Origin of the sequence: Allobosea sp. (assembly GCF_051860145.1) — a bacterium.
In the GTDB taxonomy this organism is placed as follows: domain Bacteria; phylum Pseudomonadota; class Alphaproteobacteria; order Rhizobiales; family Beijerinckiaceae; genus Allobosea.
Map to the genome: position 1 here is coordinate 1 of NZ_JBHYEM010000024.1, position 15,156 is coordinate 15,156.

The window sequence follows — 15,156 nt, forward strand, 5'->3', positions numbered from 1 at the left end:
CTGCTTCATCAGGCCCATCATGTCGCGCATGGTTCGTCTCCCGTGCTGTTCGTGCCTGCCCCGGAAAGCCGCCTTGCGCCTTTGCGGGGCATCGTTTCAGAAATCGATGCCGTCGAAATCCGGCTCGCTATCGTCGAAGAGCGGCTCGGCATCGGGCAAATACTCGTCCTCCGCTGGCGCCGCATTGCGGCTCTCGGCCGCCGCGGCCGCGCGGGGATCGCGGACATCGACGATGCGGGCGCCGGGAAAGCGCTCCAGCACCGCCTTGACCGCCGGATGGGCCGCAGCATCGCTCTCGCGCTGGCCCCTCACCGCCTGTGCCTGCTCGCGCAAGGTGGCGGCGCCCTCGATATTGACCATCGCGACCATCCAGGTCTGCCCGGTCCATTCCTTGAGGCGGCGCGACAGATCATTGGCGAGCGTGCGCGAGCCGCCCTCGGCGAGCGCGAACTCGATCCGCCCCGGCTCGAAGCTGACCGGCCTGACATCGCGTTCCAGCGCTAGCTTCAGCGTGATGTCGCGATGCTGCGAGGCGAGCGCCACGACATCCTCCAGCGACGCGACCATGACGGCAGGCTGGGCGCTGGCGGCGACGGGCGTCGGAGCCGGATTGGCGCTGGCGAGGACCGGACGCGCGGCGAGCGCGGTATTGCCGCCGCCGGAGGGCGGGCGCGGGGCCGAACCGCCATTGCCATTGCCGTTGCCGCCGATTCCGGCGCCGTCGCGCAGCATCCGCATCGCCTCGTCCGGCGTCGGCAGATCCGCGGCATGGGCGAGCCGCACCAGCACCATCTCGGCGGCCATGACCGGCCGGTCGGCCTGCTTCACCTCGGCCATGCCGCGCAACAGCATCTGCCAGGCGCGGGCGAGCACGCGCACCGAGAGCCGGCCGGCGAAATCGGAGCCGCGGCTACGCTCGGCCTGCGACAGGCCGTTGTCGCCGGCGGCGTCCGGCACGAGCTTGAGGCGCGTCACCAGATGGGTGAACTCGGCGAGATCGGTCAGCACCACGACGGGGTCGGCGCCGGCGTCGTATTGCGCCCGCAATTCACCGAGCGCGGTCGCGATGTCGCCCTTCATCACCGCCTCGAACAGGTCGATGACGCGGGCGCGGTCGGCGAGGCCGAGCATGGAGCGCACGTCCTCGAGCAGGATCTTGCCCGCGGCATGGGCGATGGCCTGGTCGAGGATCGAGAGCGAATCGCGGACCGAGCCCTCGGCGGCGCGGGCGACGGCGGCGAGCGCCTCATCCTCGGCCTCAACGCCTTCGGCCTTGCAGATGCCGGAGAGGTGCCCGACCAGGAGGCCGGCATCGACACGGCGCAGGTCGAAGCGCTGGCAGCGCGACAGCACCGTGACCGGCACCTTGCGGATCTCGGTGGTGGCGAAGATGAACTTGGCGTGCGGCGGCGGCTCTTCCAGCGTCTTCAGGAAGGCGTTGAACGCCGCCCCGGTCATCATGTGCACTTCGTCGATGATATAGACCTTGTAGCGCGCCGAAACCGGGGCGTAGCGCACGCCGTCATTGATCTGGCGGATGTTGTCGACGCCGTTATTCGAGGCCGCGTCGATCTCCATCACGTCGATATGGCGGCCCTCGATGATCTCGCGGCAATGCACGCCGAAACGGGAGAGATCGGTGGTCGGGCCGCCGGAACCGGCCTCGGTCTGGAAATTCAGCGCCCGCGCCAGGATGCGGGCGGTGGTGGTCTTGCCGACCCCGCGCACGCCGGTCAGCATCCAGGCCTGCGGAATGCGTCCGGCCGTGAAGGCGTTGGTGAGCGTGCGCACCATCGCGTCCTGGCCGATCAGGTCGCCGAAATGGGCGGGCCGGTACTTGCGCGCCAGCACGCGATAGGCGGCGCCTGCCGGCGTGGCGGCCGGCGCCGGCGACAGGCCGGGGAAGCCTGGCTCGTCTGCCGAGGGCGCTGTCGGAATCTCGTCGCTCATGGTTCTGGTTTGGCGGTTTGGGGCGCGAGGGTCAACGGCTTATGGCCGACGCGCCCGCGGCTGCTGACATAACGCGCGGCCGCGAGGTGGGAGGCTGGACGAAGACCCGTTCGGTCTCGTTGGGGCTGCTTCCTTCCGGACCTGACCCGGTTGGCGAGTGAGACGTCCCTCGCCAACCTCCCGGGCGCTATATCGGGGATGTCTCCGCCAAGTGCAAGCGCAGGCAAGCAAGCGCCCCTGCGGCATCGTCGCAGGATGCGCCTTCGGCATTGACTTGGAGGAGCCCTTCCGCCATAAGCCCGCCACCTGCGCAGCCTTTTGGGCCGCGCCGCCCTTTTTGCATGACAGGCTTGGCTGGCCGATTTTTCCCCGCAGGGAAGACGCGGCCGTCGCGCTAGACAAGGCCCCGGAGACGGACCGTGAAGAGAACCTACCAACCCAGCAAGCTGGTTCGCAAGCGCCGCCACGGCTATCGCGCCCGCATGGCGACCAAGGGTGGCCGCAAGGTCATCGCCGCCCGCCGGGCGCATGGCCGTAAGCGCCTGTCGGCCTGAGCGCGCCGGCGCGTGACAGCCGCGCGCCGATTCCGGAAGACAGGCCAATCGCCATGCGCCTCGCCCGTCTGACCGAACGCAAGCAGTTTCTGGCGGCGGCCGCGGATGGCCGCCGTTTTCGTTCGTCTGCCTTCACGGTACAGGTCCGCGACGCGAGCGCCGAAGACGGCCGCGAAGGCCTGTGCCTCGGCCTGACCGCATCGCGCAAGGTCGGCAACGCGCCCGAGCGCAACCGCATCCGCCGGCGGCTCCGCGCCGCGGCCGGCGCGGCGTTGGCCGCCCAGTCCGGCCGCCCCTGCGATGTCGTCATCGTTGCGCGACGCGAGGTGCTCGCCGCCGCATTCCCGGCGCTGGTCGCCGATCTCTCCGTCGCGCTCGATCGCGCCAGACCCGTCAAGGCCGGCCGCAAGCCGGCCGAGAAGCGCGCCGTCGGCGGCGCGCGATCCCAGCCTTAAAAGCCTTTTGGCGTCAGCGAGATCTGTTTCCGGTCATGATGAAAGAAGACAACCGCAATCTGCTTCTGGCGATCACGCTCTCGGTCGTCGTGCTGCTCGGCTGGCAGTTCTTCTACGGCGTGCCGCAGATGGAAAAGCAGAAGCAGATCACGCAGCAGAACCAGCAGACGCAGACGCAGGCCGTCCAGCCCGGCGCCTCCTCGGTGCCGGCCCCGTCGGTTCCCGGTCAGCCGGCGACCACCGCCGCAGCCCCGGCCGCCGTGCCGGCGACGCCCGCCGTCGAGACCCGCGATCAGGCGCTGGCCCGCAGCCCGCGCATCCGGATCGACACGCCCAAGATCGCCGGCTCGATCGCGCTGACCGGCGCGCGCATCGACGACGTCTCGCTGAAGGCCTATCACGAGACCGTCGACCGCAGCAGCCCGAACATCATCCTGCTCTCGCCGCTCGGTGGGCCGAACGCCTATTATTCCGATTTCGGCTGGGTCGCGGCGCCGGGCACCAATGTCGCCCTGCCGAACGCGACGACGGTCTGGAGCGCCGATGCGCAGGTGCTGCGCTCCGGCACGCCGCTCAACCTGACCTGGGACAACGGCCAGGGCCTGCTGTTCAAGCGGGCGATCAGCGTCGACGACAACGCCATGTTCACGATCCGCGACGAGGTCGAGAACAAGGGCGGCGCGCCGGTCACGCTGTTCCCCTTCGGCCAGGTGGTGCGCCACGGCAAGCCGGCGACGCTCGGCTATTACGTGCTGCACGAGGGCCTGATCGGCAATCTCGGCGAGCAGGGCCTGCAGGAATTCACCTATGACCATGTCGACAAGGAGCCGGCGCTCGCGCCCGGCACCAACGGCAAGGTCTGGAAGGACCTGGTCGGCGGCTTCGTCGGCATCACCGACAAATACTGGGCCGCCGCGGTCGTTCCGGACCAGACGCGCAAATACGAGGGCCGCTACTCCTCGGTCCAGACCGGCAACGCCCGCACCTATCAGGCCGATTTCCTCGGCGAGGCGGTCACCATTGCGCCCGGCGCCTCCTCGGCCTCGAACGCGAGGCTCTTCGCCGGCGCCAAGGAAGTCGCGGCGATCGACGGCTACGAGAAGAATCTCGGCATCAAGCGCTTCGAGCTGATGATCGACTGGGGCTGGTTCTATTTCATCACCAAGCCGATGTTCTACGTGATGGACTGGGTCTACAAGCATGTCGGAAATTTCGGCATCGCGATCCTCGTCGTCACGGTGCTGCTGAAGGGCCTGTTCTTCCCGCTCGCCAACAAGTCCTACGCCTCGATGGCGAAGATGAAGGCGGTGCAGCCGGAAATGCTCGCCATCCGCGAGCGCTTTGCCGACGACAAGATGAAGCAGCAACAGGCGCTGATGGAGCTGTACAAGACCCAGAAGATCAACCCGCTCGCCGGCTGCTGGCCGGTGCTGGTGCAGATCCCGGTCTTCTTCGCGCTCTACAAGATCCTGTTCATCACCATCGAGATGCGGCACGCGCCCTTCTTCGGCTGGATCAAGGACCTGGCGGCGCCGGACCCGACCTCGATCTTCAACCTCTTCGGCCTGCTGCCCTTCGCGGTGCCGCACATGCTGATGATCGGCGCCTGGCCGATCATCATGGGCATCACGATGTTCGTGCAGATGAAGATGAACCCGGAGCCGCCGGACCCGGTGCAGAAGATGATGTTCACCTGGATGCCGGTGTTCTTCACCTTCCTGCTCGGCACCTTCCCGGCCGGACTGGTGATCTACTGGGCCTGGAACAACACGCTCTCGGTGCTGCAGCAGGGCTTCATCATGAGGAAGCACGGGGTCAAGATCGAGCTGTTCGACAACATCAAGGGCCTGTTCGGCAAGAAGCCCGAACCGAAGCCGGCTGCGACGGTCGCGGCCAAGCCGGCCGACAAGGAGCCGACCGAAGCCGTCGCGGGCAAGCCCGCCACCGGCAGGAAGTCGAAGCAGTCCGCAGCGGTTGCCGCCAAGCCGGCCAACAGCAACAAGGCGGACGCGAAGCCGTAAGGTTCCTGGGCGATCGGCCTACTCCTTGCCGATCGCCCGACTTCCGACGGAAAGCGCCATGCCTCTCCCCGACCCGCTCACCCTGCATCCGATCCCGGGCTGGAAGGGCACCGCCTTCCTCAAGGCCGTGGTCGACCATCCGCTGATCGAGGTCGGGGATTACAGCTATTACGACGACTCGCGCGGGCCGGAGCATTTCGTCGGCCGCTGCGTGCGCTATCATTTCGACTTCATCGGCGACCGGCTGATCATCGGCAGGTTCGTCGCGATCGCCCAGGCGGCCCAGTTCATCATGAACGGCGCCAACCATCCGATGGGCGGATTCTCGACCTATCCCTTCGGCATGTTCGGCTTCGAGAACGTGCCCGACTTCAGCCGCGACGGCCTCGGCCTGCGCGGCGATACGGTGATCGGCAACGATGTCTGGATCGGCCGCGAGGCGGTGATCATGCCGGGCGTCACGGTCGGCGACGGCGCCATCATCGGCACGCGGGCACAGGTCGCGCGCGACGTGCCGCCCTATGCGGTCGTCGTCGGCAATCCCGGCCGGGTGGTGAAGACGCGGTTCCCGCCGGAGATCGTCGAGGCGCTGCTCGAGATCCGCTGGTGGGACTGGGAGCCCGAGAAGATCGCGCGCAACCTGCCATCGATCGCGGGTGCAAACATCGACGCGCTGCGCGCCGCCGTGTAGGCAGAAGCCATGACCACGAGCACGACAGCCCCCTTCACGCCGGACGAGATCGAGACGGCCCGAAAGCTCTTCGAGGGCCCGTGGGACTTCGTCTGGGCCTCGACCAAGATCGACGACCTGCCGCCGATGGTCGGCCAGGAGATCGCCTTCGCCGGGCGCTCCAATGTCGGCAAGTCGAGCCTGATCAACGCGCTGACGCGGCGCAACGCGCTGGCACGGACCTCGCACACGCCGGGCCGGACGCAGCAGCTCAATTTCTTCCGCCAGGTCGACTATAACGAGCGGCTGACCATCGTCGACATGCCGGGCTACGGCTATGCCGCGGTCGGGCGCGACAAGGTCGCGGCCTGGACCAACCTGATCCACGAATATCTGCGCGGCCGCTCGAACCTGATGCGGGTCTATGTGCTGATCGACGCCCGCCACGGCATCAAGGATGTCGACGGCGCGGTGCTGGAGACGCTCGACAAGGCGGCGGTGTCCTACCAGGTCGTGCTGACCAAGAGCGACGCGATCAAGCAGGCCGACCAGCAGTTCATGTGCGAGGCGACCTATGACGAGATCAAGCGCCGCCCGGCGGCGTTTCCGGAGGTGCTGCTGACCTCCAGCGACAAGGGCCTCGGGATACCGGAGCTGCGCGCCGCGATCGCGCGGGTGCTGGCGGAGCGGGGCTAGGGACTACCCGCGACCTCGCTCAGCGCAGGTCGATCCGGATGCCCGCGCCAATGAAGTTCGAGCCGGATTCCCTCGGCGCGACGAGGCCGAACACGCCGGAGCGGTGGTGAATGCGCGAGACGAAATGCACGCCCGGCATCGAGGCGTGGGAGAATTCGATCTCGAAGGCCAGGTAGTTGAGGAAGCGGCTCGGCTCGACGCGGAAGCTGCCTTCGAACCGCGGTCGCTCCGACGCATAGGAGAAGCCCTCGCCCAGCGCGAGGTTCATGCTCAGCCCGCCCGCCAGCGGGATCTGCCCGGTGCGGAACATCAGCGCGAGCACGCCCTCCCAATGGTCCTGCCCGCCGAAATGGCGAACGACCTGGCCCTCGAGCTCGATGCGGTTGCCGCGGAAGGCAAAATCGGTTCCCGGCAAGGGAATGGCGAAGGAGGGCACGATAACGCGCCCCAGCCCGATACCGGCGAAATTGGCGTCCCTGAAGCTGAGATTGCCGGTGATGCTGCGCTCGGGCACGTCGAGGATGTCGGTGTTGGCCCAGCGGCTGACATAGCCGGTCGCGTACCAGCTTCGGTCGGTGGTCTGCGCCGCGACGGGCTCGCCGACGAGCGCGATCGCGAGCAGGCCGGGCCTGAGGAATTTTCCTGAACAGGCCTCGTGGAACCGGGATGCGGCAGGGCCCGGGCCCTGATTGTCGCAGGAGAGCATGGCCAAAACGTCCCTTCCATGCCGTGGTGCAGCGGATTGGAAGCGCAGTCTCCTGAGCGGACGGAAATACCAAACGACCTTGCTGTCAACCGGCGGCCGTGTTCGCTTCACCATGCCGCGCCCCGGCCGGCTTGACCGAAAACCCCGCTTCGGCGCCTTTCCATCCCGAGATGGCCGGGTCGAGCCCGGCCATAACCGCCGAGGCCAGCATGACCGCCGCAAAGATCCATCTCGCCCTCGCCGCCCTGATGGGGCTCGCCGGCGTCGCGCTGCTCGCCGCGGCGGCGCATGTCACCGGCACGGCCAATGTCCAGACCGCCGGGCAGATGCTGCTGTTCCACGCCCCGGTCGTGATCGGCGCCACGGTGGCGCGCAAGGCGGGCCATCTCGCCGATCTCGCGGCGCGGCTGGCGCTCTCGGCCCTGATCCTGGGAGCGGTGCTGTTCTCCGCCGATCTCGCGCGGCGCGGCTTCGCCAACGAGGCATTGTTCCCGCGCGCCGCGCCGATCGGCGGCTGGTTCATGCTCGGCGGCTGGCTCGTGCTGGCGGGCTCCGCCCTGTTCGCGAGGCGCGGCTGAACCGCATCGACGCGCTTCCGCCCTCGGCCATTGTCCGCTAGAAGGCCCGACGCGCCGATGCGCGTGCCTCGCGGAGCCTGAAGATGATCAATCCCGCCGCCCATCTGACGCCGTCGCAAGCGGCCGAGCTCCTCGTCCAGGCGCTGCCGCATATGCAGCGCTACGACCAGGAGGTGATCGTGATCAAATATGGCGGCAACGCCATGGGTGACGCGGCGACCGCCGAGGACTTCGCCGAGGACATCGTGCTGCTCGAGCAGTCCGGCCTGAAGCCGGTGGTCTGCCATGGCGGCGGCCCGCAAATCGCGCGCATGCTCGAGAAGCTCGGCATCAAGTCAGAGTTCAAGCAGGGCCTGCGCGTCACCGACCAGGCAACCGTCGACGTCGTCGAGATGGTGCTGGCCGGCTCGGTCAACAAGGAGATCGTCGGCTACATCTCGCGCGAGGGCGGCAGGGCGATTGGGCTCTGCGGCAAGGACGGCAACATGGTGACCGCGCGCAAGGTGACGCGCACCATCGTCGATCCCGATTCGAAGATCGAGCAGGTGCTCGACCTCGGCTATGTCGGCGAGCCGGAGACCGTCCATACCGGCGTGCTCGAAGCCGTGCTCAAGGCCGAGCTGATCCCGGTTCTGGCGCCGGTCTGCGCCGCCGCCGACGGCCAGACCTACAATGTCAATGCCGACACCTTCGCCGGCGCCATCGCGGGCGCGCTCAATGCCAAGCGCCTGCTGCTGCTGACCGACGTGCCCGGCGTGCTCGACAAGGACAAGAACCTGATCCCGGAGCTCACCGTGGAGGAGTGCCGCCACCTGATCGCCGACGGCACGATCTCGGGCGGGATGATCCCGAAGATCGAGACCTGCATCTATGCGCTCGAGAAGGGCGTCGAGGCCGTCGTCATCCTCGACGGCAAGATCCCGCACGCCGCGCTGATCGAGCTCTTCACCGATACCGGCTCGGGCACGATCATCCGGCGTTGAGAAAGTCCGTCATCCTCGGGCGAAGCCCTCGGGTCCGGCTTTTGGCCGGCCCAAGGATAAACTCAGCGCAGACCCGAGAATCTCCTGAAAGAGATGCTCAGGTCGAGCCCGAGCATGACGGGGTACTTCCGAAATAACCTCGCAAGAGACTTGCATGTCATGACGGCATCGCCACATGACATGCCCCAGCCATGAACCAGACCGCATCATTCGCCGCCGCCGCGCCGCTCCTGCCAAAGCCGGAAGCCTTCGCACATGTCGATCACTGGATCTTCGACCTCGACAACACGCTCTATTCGCATGAGGCGAAGGTCTGGCCGCAGGTCGACGAGCGCATCACGCTGTTCCTGAGCGAGCTCTTCGGGCTCGACGGGCTGTCCTCGCGTGCCCTGCAGAAATATTATTACCAGCGCTACGGCACGACGCTGAAGGGGCTGATGGAGGAGCATGGCGTCGATCCCGACGACTTCCTCGATTTCGCCCACCAGATCGACCTGACCCTGCTCGACCCGAATCCGGACCTGGGCGAAGCGATCGCGGCGCTGCCGGGGCGCAAGCTGATCCTGACCAACGGCTCGCGCGGCCATGCCGAGAACGTCGCCGGCAAGCTCGGCATCCTGCACCATTTCGAGGACATCTTCGACATCGTCCAGGCCGGCTTCCTGCCGAAGCCCGAGCGCGCGACCTATGAGAACTTCCTGGCGAAGCACTCGGTCGATCCCGGCCGCGCCGCGATGTTCGAGGATATCGAGAAGAACCTTCTGGTGCCGAGCGCGCTCGGTATGAAGACGGTGCTGATCATCCCGCGGACGCCGGACCCGTTCCGCGAGGCCTGGGAACAGGCGGCCGTCGAGGCCGGCCATGTCCATCATGTCACGGCAGACCTCACCGGCTTCCTCAAGCCGCTCGGACAGATGGCAACGCCCGGGCCGGGCGCAACGGCGGCGAGCGACCCCGCCTCTATCTGAAGCGCAGGTTGGCGCGCGAGAGCTGGTCGACGCTGCTGCAGCCCATCAGCTTCATCCCGCGCTCGATCTCGGTGCGCATTTTCGCCAGCGCACGCTCGACGCCGGGCTGCCCCGCCGCCGCGAGCGGATAGAGATAGTAGCGCCCGAGCCCGACGGCCTTGGCCCCGAGCGACAGCGCCTTGAGCACATGCGTGCCGCGCTGCACGCCGCCATCCATGATCACGTCGATGCGGTCTCCGACCGCGTCGACGATTTCGGCGAGCTGGTCGAAGGCCGCCCGCGAGCCGTCGAGCTGGCGCCCGCCATGGTTCGACAGGATGATGCCGCTGCAGCCGATCTCGACGGCGCGCCTGGCGTCGTCGACCGACATCACGCCCTTCAGGCAGAACCGGCCCGACCAGTGCTGGACCATCTCCGCCACGTCGTCCCAGCTCAAGCTCGGGTCGAGCATCTCGGTGAAGTAGCGGCTGATCGACATGGCGCCACCGCCCATGTCGACATGCGCATCGAGCTGCGGCAGCCGGAAGCGCTCATGGGTAAGATAATTGACCGCCCATGACGGCTTCAGCGCAAATTGCAGCATGCCGGCAAGGTTCAGGCGGAACGGGATCGAGAAGCCGGTGCGCAAATCGCGCTCGCGGTTGCCGCCGGTGATGCTGTCGACGGTCAGCATCATCACCTCGACGCCGGCATCCCTGGCGCGCTGCATCATGGCGCGGTTCAGGCCGCGGTCCTTGTGGAAATAGAACTGGTAGACCTGCGGCGTGTCGTGACGCCGGCGCAGCTCCTCGAGACTGGTCGTGCCCAGCGACGAGACGCCGAACATCGTCCCGTATTTCGCCGCGGCCGCCGCGACCGCGCGTTCGCCCTCATGGTGGAACAGCCGCTGCAGCGCGGTCGGCGAGCAATAGACCGGCATGGCCAGCTTCTGCCCCATGACGGTGACCGACATGTCGACCTGCCCGACGCCGCGCAGGACGTTCGGGACGAGATCGCAGCGCTCGAAGCTCTCGCTGTTCCGGCGATGGGTCGTCTCGTCATCGGCCGCCCCGTCGATATAGTCGAAGATCGGCCCCGGCAGCCGGCGCTTCGCCATGGTGCGGAAGTCGTGAAAATTGTGGCAGTCGCACAGGCGCATCGCTGGTCTCGAACTCGGATTTCCATGCCGGGGAAAGGCCGCGGACCTTGGCCGAGATTGCGAGACTTGGCCAGCCGGTAGGTCATGGCCGACCGTCATGACGGCCACGGAGAAAAATCATCGCGATGTCGCTTTGCGCGTGGCAGACCGTTCGCCTTTACGGACGAGTTTTGATCTGTTATCGCCTTTGTCCGTTATAACGAACAAGGTGAGCGTCATGAGCGGACAGGACAAGGGGGCGACATTGCATCCCGAAACGCGGCTGGTTCATGCCGGCACGTTGCGCTCGCAATTCGGCGAGACCTCCGAGGCGCTGTTCCTGACCCAGGGCCATGTCTATGACAGCGCCGAGCAATGCGAGGCGCGCTTCCTGAACAAGGATCCGGGCTTCCAATATGCCCGCTTCTCCAATCCCAGCGTCACCATGCTGGAACAGCGCATGGCCGCCTTCGAGGGCGCCGAGGCCTGTCGCGCCACGGCGACCGGCATGGCCGCGGTGACCGCCGCCGTGATGAGCCTGGTGCGGGCCGGCGACCATGTCGTGGCGGCCCAGGCGCTGTTCGGCTCCTGCCGCTACGTGGTCGAGGACCATCTGCCGCGCTACGGCGTCGAGTCGACGCTGGTGAAGGGCCCGGACATCGCCGCCTGGCGTGAGGCGGTGCGGCCCAACACCAAGGTCTTCTTCCTGGAGAGCCCGGCGAACCCGACGCTGGAGGTGATCGACATCGCCGCGGTCGCGGCGCTGGCGAAGGAGGTCGGCGCCAAGCTGGTCGTCGACAATGTCTTCGCGACGCCGCTGTTCCAGCGCCCGCTCGAGCTCGGCGCCGACATCGTCGTCTATTCGGCGACGAAGCATATCGACGGCCAGGGGCGCTGCCTCGGCGGGCTGATCCTCGGTTCGGAAGAGCTCGTCCTCGGCGAGATCCAGACCTTCCTGCGCCAGACCGGCCCGGCCATGTCGCCCTTCAACGCCTGGGTGATGCTGAAGGCGCTGGAGACGCTGCCGCTGCGGGTGCGGCGGCAGGCCGAGAGCGCGGCGGTTCTGGCCGCCTGGCTGGCCAAACAGCCCAAGCTGCCGAAGGTGAACTTCCCCGGCGACCCCAATCATCCGCAAGCCGAGATCATCGCGCGCCAGATGAGCGGGCCCTCGACGCTGGTCGCCTTCGAGGTCGCCGGCGGCAAGGATGCCGTCTACCGGCTGCTGAACGGCTTGAAGCTGATCCGCATCTCCAACAATCTCGGCGACGCCAAGAGCCTGATCGTCCATCCCGCGACGACGACGCATCAGCGCTTCACGCCGGAGGTCCGCGCCAGCATGGGCGTCGGCGACGGGCTGGTGCGCTTCTCGGTCGGACTCGAACACCCCGACGACCTGATAGCCGATCTGGAGCAGGCGCTGGCCGCGGTTTAGTCGGTTCGCGCGCGCCACCACCCGTCATTCTCGGGCGAAGCGAAGCGGAGACCCGAGAATCTCTTGCAGGATAGGGCGCTTTTCCGTCCCGAGATGCTCGGGTCAAGCCCGAGCATGACGAGCCTTCCCCTCAAGCCGCGCGCTTCAGCCCGACCCGGTTCCAGATCGCGGCGAGCGCGCCGACGAGATGGTCGATATCGCCGTCCGAATGCAGCGGCGAGGGCGTGATGCGCAGGCGCTCGGTGCCGCGCGGCACGGTCGGATAGTTGATCGGCTGGACATAGACGTCGAAGCGCGCCAGCAGCTCGTCGCTGATCGCCTTGCACAGCACGGCATCGCCGACCATCACCGGCACGATATGGCTCGGATTGGCGAGATGGGCGATGCCGGCGGCGTCGAGCCGGGCGCGCAGGGCGGCGACACGGTCCTGATGGCCCGCACGCTCGGCCTGGCTCGCCTTGAGATGGCGCACCGAGGCGAGCGCGCCGGCGGCAAGGCTCGGCGGCAGCGAGGTCGAGAAGATGAAGCCCGAGGCATAGCTACGGATGAAATCGCAGGTCGCGGCCGAGGCGGCGATATAGCCGCCCATGATGCCAAAGCCCTTGGCCAGCGTGCCCTCGATCACGGTCAGGCGCTGGCTCAGCCCCTCGCGCTCGGAGACGCCGCCGCCGCGCGGGCCGTAGAGCCCGACGGCATGGACCTCGTCGAGATAGGTCATCGCGCCGAATTCGTCGGCGAGGTCGCAGAATTCGGCGAGCGGCGCGATGTCGCCATCCATCGAATAGACCGACTCGAAGGCGATCAGCTTCGGCCGGGCCGGATCGAGCCCGGCCAGCTTGCGGCGCAGGTCGTCGGGATCGTTATGGGCGAAGATCAGCTTCTCGGCACGCGAGTGCCGGATGCCCTCGATCATCGAGGCGTGGTTGAGCGCATCGGTCAGCACGACGCAGCCGGGCAGGCGCGCGGCCAGCGTCGAGAGCGAGGCCCAGTTCGACATGTAGCCGGAATTGAAGAGCAGGGCCGCTTCCTTGCCGTGCAGCTCGGCAAGCTCGCGCTCCAGCAGGACATGATAATGGTTGGTGCCGCCGATATTGCGGGTGCCGCCGGCGCCAGCGCCGCAACCGTCGAGCGCGCCATGCATCGCGGCGAGCACATCGGGATGCTGGCCCATGCCGAGATAATCGTTGGAGCACCAGACCGTGACCTCGCGCGGAACGCCCGCGCCATGGAAGGTCGCGCGCGGAAACCGCCCGGCGATGCGCTCGAGATCGGCGAAGACGCGGTAGCGCCCTTCCCTGTGCAGGGAATCGAGCTCGGCGCGGAAAAATGCCTCGTAGTCCATCGGCGGCCTCCTGCGACAGGCCTCTCCTAAGACAGAGAGGTTTAGCGCGAAATGGTGCGCGGTGTCGCGGGGGCCGTGATGGCGTGCCGGTCAGGGCATGTACTGGCCGCCATTGACCTCGAGGATCTGGCCGGTGACGAAGCTGCCGAGCCGCTCCGAGGCGAGATAGAGGAAGGCGCCGACGCATTCATCGGCGCTGCCGAGCCGGTCCATCGGAATGCCGGTCTGCATCACAGCGAGCTGCTCTGGCGTCGAGTAGCGCTCGTGGAACGGCGTCATGATCACGCCCGGCGAGACGGCATTGACGCGGATCTTGTGCTTGACCAGCTCGCGGGCCCAGCCGCGGGTCGCGGTCGAGACAAAACCCTTCGCGGCCGCGTAGAGCACCGAGCCCGGCCCGCCGCCGACGCGGGCGGCGACCGAGCTCAGGTTGATGATGCTGCCGCCGGTGCCCTGCGCGATCAGGAGCCTGGCGCCCTCGCGCATGAAATGCGCGACCTGGCGGACGTTGAGATCGATGATCGAATCGATGATCGCGTCGTCGTACTCGGTGATCGGGATGCGCTTCACCAGCCCGCCGGCATTGTTGACGAGCACGTCGAGCCCGCCGAGGCCGGCGGCGGCCTCGGCCATGATGCGCTTGATCTCGGCGCTCTTCGTCACGTCGCCGCCGATCAGCACGGCCTTGCCGCCGGCCGCCTCGACATCGCGGGCGACGAGTTCAGCCTTGTCGCGGCTGGCATTGTAATGGACGCCGACGCGGGCGCCATTGGCGCCGAAGGCGCGCGCCGCGGCCGCGCCGATGCCGGTGCTGGCGCCGGTGATCAGGATGCGCTTGCCCTCGAGATCGGCAATCTTCGGCCAATCCGCCGCGGTCTGTTGCTGAGCCATGATGCGAGCGCTCCCTTAATCGATTGAATTTATCCGACAGTCTTTCATGACCAGCATATCGCCGGATGCGCGACATGCCAGAGCCTTGGGCGCAGGCGCGCCGTGCGGTCGGCACGCCCCGGCAAAGTGAGCGTCAAGCCTGCGGCAAATAGGCGGCGCGTCCGCTCGCCAGCGCCTGGTCGAGCAGCTCGATTCGGTCCTGGCCCCAGAAGACCTCGCCATCCAGCACATAGGACGGCGCGCCGAAGACGCCGGCGGCGATCGCCTCAATGCGATTGGTCTCGTAACGCCCGGCGCTGGCCTCGCCTTCCGCCGCGGTCAGCAGCAGCTCGGCCGGCAGCCCCTCCGTGACGGAGAGTTCGGCGATCACCGCCCGGTCGGCTAGATCGCGCTCTTCGGCCCAGATCGCCCGGCCGGCGCGGCGCAGGAAGGCGTCGGGATCATGGCCGGCCGCAATCGTTGCGATGACGAAACGGTCGACCAGCGCCGCATCGAGCGGCACATGTTTCGGCTGCAGCACCAGAGGCAGGCCGCGCCTCTCGCGCCAGCGCTGCAACTCGACCAGCCGATAGCGCTGGCGCGACGGGTGGCGCTTCGGCAGCGGCAGGCCGCCGGTCTCGTCGAAGACGGCCCGCACCGGCATCGGCCGACAGACGACGCGCAGGCCATGACGCTCCGCCACCGCCATGAGGGCGGCGTGGCCGAGATAGGCCCAGGGCGAGGCCAGCGTGAAGAAATAGTCGATGCTGCGCGGCATGGGGCGGGCGGATCCATTCAGGTCGGATTCTGGTTT

The 15,156-nt window shown here is 67.5% G+C and carries 14 protein-coding genes, 1 other RNA gene and 1 pseudogene; 9 read left to right on the plus strand and 7 right to left on the minus strand.

The genetic code is table 11. The features are described from left to right. Nucleotides 1-96: 96 nt before the first annotated feature. Both ACTIF2_RS24310 and ffs read right to left on the minus strand, forming a co-directional pair. Nucleotides 97-1,950 (minus strand): DNA polymerase III subunit gamma/tau, encoded by a 1,854-nt coding sequence (locus ACTIF2_RS24310; RefSeq protein WP_439499715.1) that lies wholly within the window; start codon nt 1,948-1,950, stop codon nt 97-99. Nucleotides 1,951-2,035: 85 nt separating this feature from the next. Next, nucleotides 2,036-2,132, minus strand: an RNA gene (gene ffs, locus ACTIF2_RS24315) — signal recognition particle sRNA small type. A gap of 237 nt (nt 2,133-2,369) precedes the next feature. Between ffs and rpmH the strand changes: the two genes are divergently transcribed. The 5 genes and pseudogenes from rpmH (at nt 2,370) to yihA (ending at nt 6,346) form a co-directional block, all read left to right on the plus strand. Further along, nucleotides 2,370-2,504: a 50S ribosomal protein L34 gene (rpmH, locus tag ACTIF2_RS24320; RefSeq protein ID WP_038364779.1), complete on the plus strand. Its 135-nt coding sequence runs from the start codon at nt 2,370-2,372 to the stop codon at nt 2,502-2,504. A 53-nt stretch (nt 2,505-2,557) separates the two neighbouring features. Beyond that, a complete protein-coding gene (gene rnpA, locus ACTIF2_RS24325) occupies nt 2,558-2,959 on the plus strand; it encodes a ribonuclease P protein component (protein ID WP_439499716.1) in 402 nt (133 codons plus the stop codon). 38 nt (nt 2,960-2,997) lie between these two features. Further along, a pseudogene (gene yidC, locus ACTIF2_RS24330) lies at nt 2,998-4,839 on the plus strand (membrane protein insertase YidC); the annotation flags it as partial. Between the two features lie 199 nt (nt 4,840-5,038). Further along, nucleotides 5,039-5,671 carry a CatB-related O-acetyltransferase gene (locus ACTIF2_RS24335; protein WP_439499717.1) on the plus strand — a complete coding sequence of 211 codons (633 nt, stop codon included), beginning with the start codon at nt 5,039-5,041 and terminating at the stop codon, nt 5,669-5,671. Nucleotides 5,672-5,680: 9 nt separating this feature from the next. After that, nucleotides 5,681-6,346 (plus strand): ribosome biogenesis GTP-binding protein YihA/YsxC, encoded by a 666-nt coding sequence (gene yihA, locus ACTIF2_RS24340; RefSeq protein WP_439499718.1) that lies wholly within the window; start codon nt 5,681-5,683, stop codon nt 6,344-6,346. A gap of 19 nt (nt 6,347-6,365) precedes the next feature. Here the strand turns inward: yihA and ACTIF2_RS24345 are convergent, their stop codons facing one another. Further along, the gene (locus ACTIF2_RS24345) at nt 6,366-7,052 is read right to left on the minus strand and encodes a hypothetical protein (protein ID WP_439499719.1); all 687 of its coding nucleotides are present in this window, start codon (nt 7,050-7,052) and stop codon (nt 6,366-6,368) included. A 209-nt stretch (nt 7,053-7,261) separates the two neighbouring features. On the opposite strand from ACTIF2_RS24345, the gene ACTIF2_RS24350 reads away from it, so the two are divergent. The 3 genes from ACTIF2_RS24350 (at nt 7,262) to ACTIF2_RS24360 (ending at nt 9,581) form a co-directional block, all read left to right on the plus strand. Beyond that, complete coding sequence (locus ACTIF2_RS24350; protein ID WP_439499720.1) at nt 7,262-7,630, plus strand: DUF423 domain-containing protein; 369 nt, start codon at nt 7,262-7,264, stop codon at nt 7,628-7,630. An 83-nt stretch (nt 7,631-7,713) separates the two neighbouring features. Then, nucleotides 7,714-8,613: an acetylglutamate kinase gene (gene argB, locus ACTIF2_RS24355; protein WP_439499721.1), complete on the plus strand. Its 900-nt coding sequence runs from the start codon at nt 7,714-7,716 to the stop codon at nt 8,611-8,613. A gap of 191 nt (nt 8,614-8,804) precedes the next feature. Continuing rightward, nucleotides 8,805-9,581: a pyrimidine 5'-nucleotidase gene (locus tag ACTIF2_RS24360; protein ID WP_439499722.1), complete on the plus strand. Its 777-nt coding sequence runs from the start codon at nt 8,805-8,807 to the stop codon at nt 9,579-9,581. On the opposite strand, the gene ACTIF2_RS24365 is transcribed toward ACTIF2_RS24360, so the two are convergent. Beyond that, complete coding sequence (locus ACTIF2_RS24365; protein ID WP_439499723.1) at nt 9,574-10,719, minus strand: alpha-hydroxy acid oxidase; 1,146 nt, start codon at nt 10,717-10,719, stop codon at nt 9,574-9,576. The two genes, ACTIF2_RS24360 and ACTIF2_RS24365, sit on opposite strands and share 8 nt — an antisense overlap. Nucleotides 10,720-10,936: 217 nt before the next feature. On the opposite strand from ACTIF2_RS24365, the gene ACTIF2_RS24370 reads away from it, so the two are divergent. Next, on the plus strand, nt 10,937-12,130 hold the full coding sequence (locus ACTIF2_RS24370) for an O-succinylhomoserine sulfhydrylase (protein WP_439499724.1): 1,194 nt from the start codon (nt 10,937-10,939) through the stop codon (nt 12,128-12,130). Nucleotides 12,131-12,260: 130 nt separating this feature from the next. On the opposite strand, the gene hemA is transcribed toward ACTIF2_RS24370, so the two are convergent. The 3 genes from hemA to ACTIF2_RS24385 form a co-directional block, all read right to left on the minus strand. After that, a complete protein-coding gene (hemA, locus tag ACTIF2_RS24375) occupies nt 12,261-13,472 on the minus strand; it encodes a 5-aminolevulinate synthase (RefSeq protein ID WP_439499725.1) in 1,212 nt (403 codons plus the stop codon). Nucleotides 13,473-13,562: 90 nt separating this feature from the next. Further along, on the minus strand, nt 13,563-14,363 hold the full coding sequence (locus tag ACTIF2_RS24380; RefSeq protein ID WP_439499726.1) for an SDR family NAD(P)-dependent oxidoreductase: 801 nt from the start codon (nt 14,361-14,363) through the stop codon (nt 13,563-13,565). A 133-nt stretch (nt 14,364-14,496) separates the two neighbouring features. Next, nucleotides 14,497-15,120, minus strand: a complete 624-nt coding sequence (locus ACTIF2_RS24385) for a 2-hydroxychromene-2-carboxylate isomerase (protein ID WP_439499727.1) — start codon at nt 15,118-15,120, stop codon at nt 14,497-14,499. Nucleotides 15,121-15,156 lie beyond the last annotated feature (36 nt).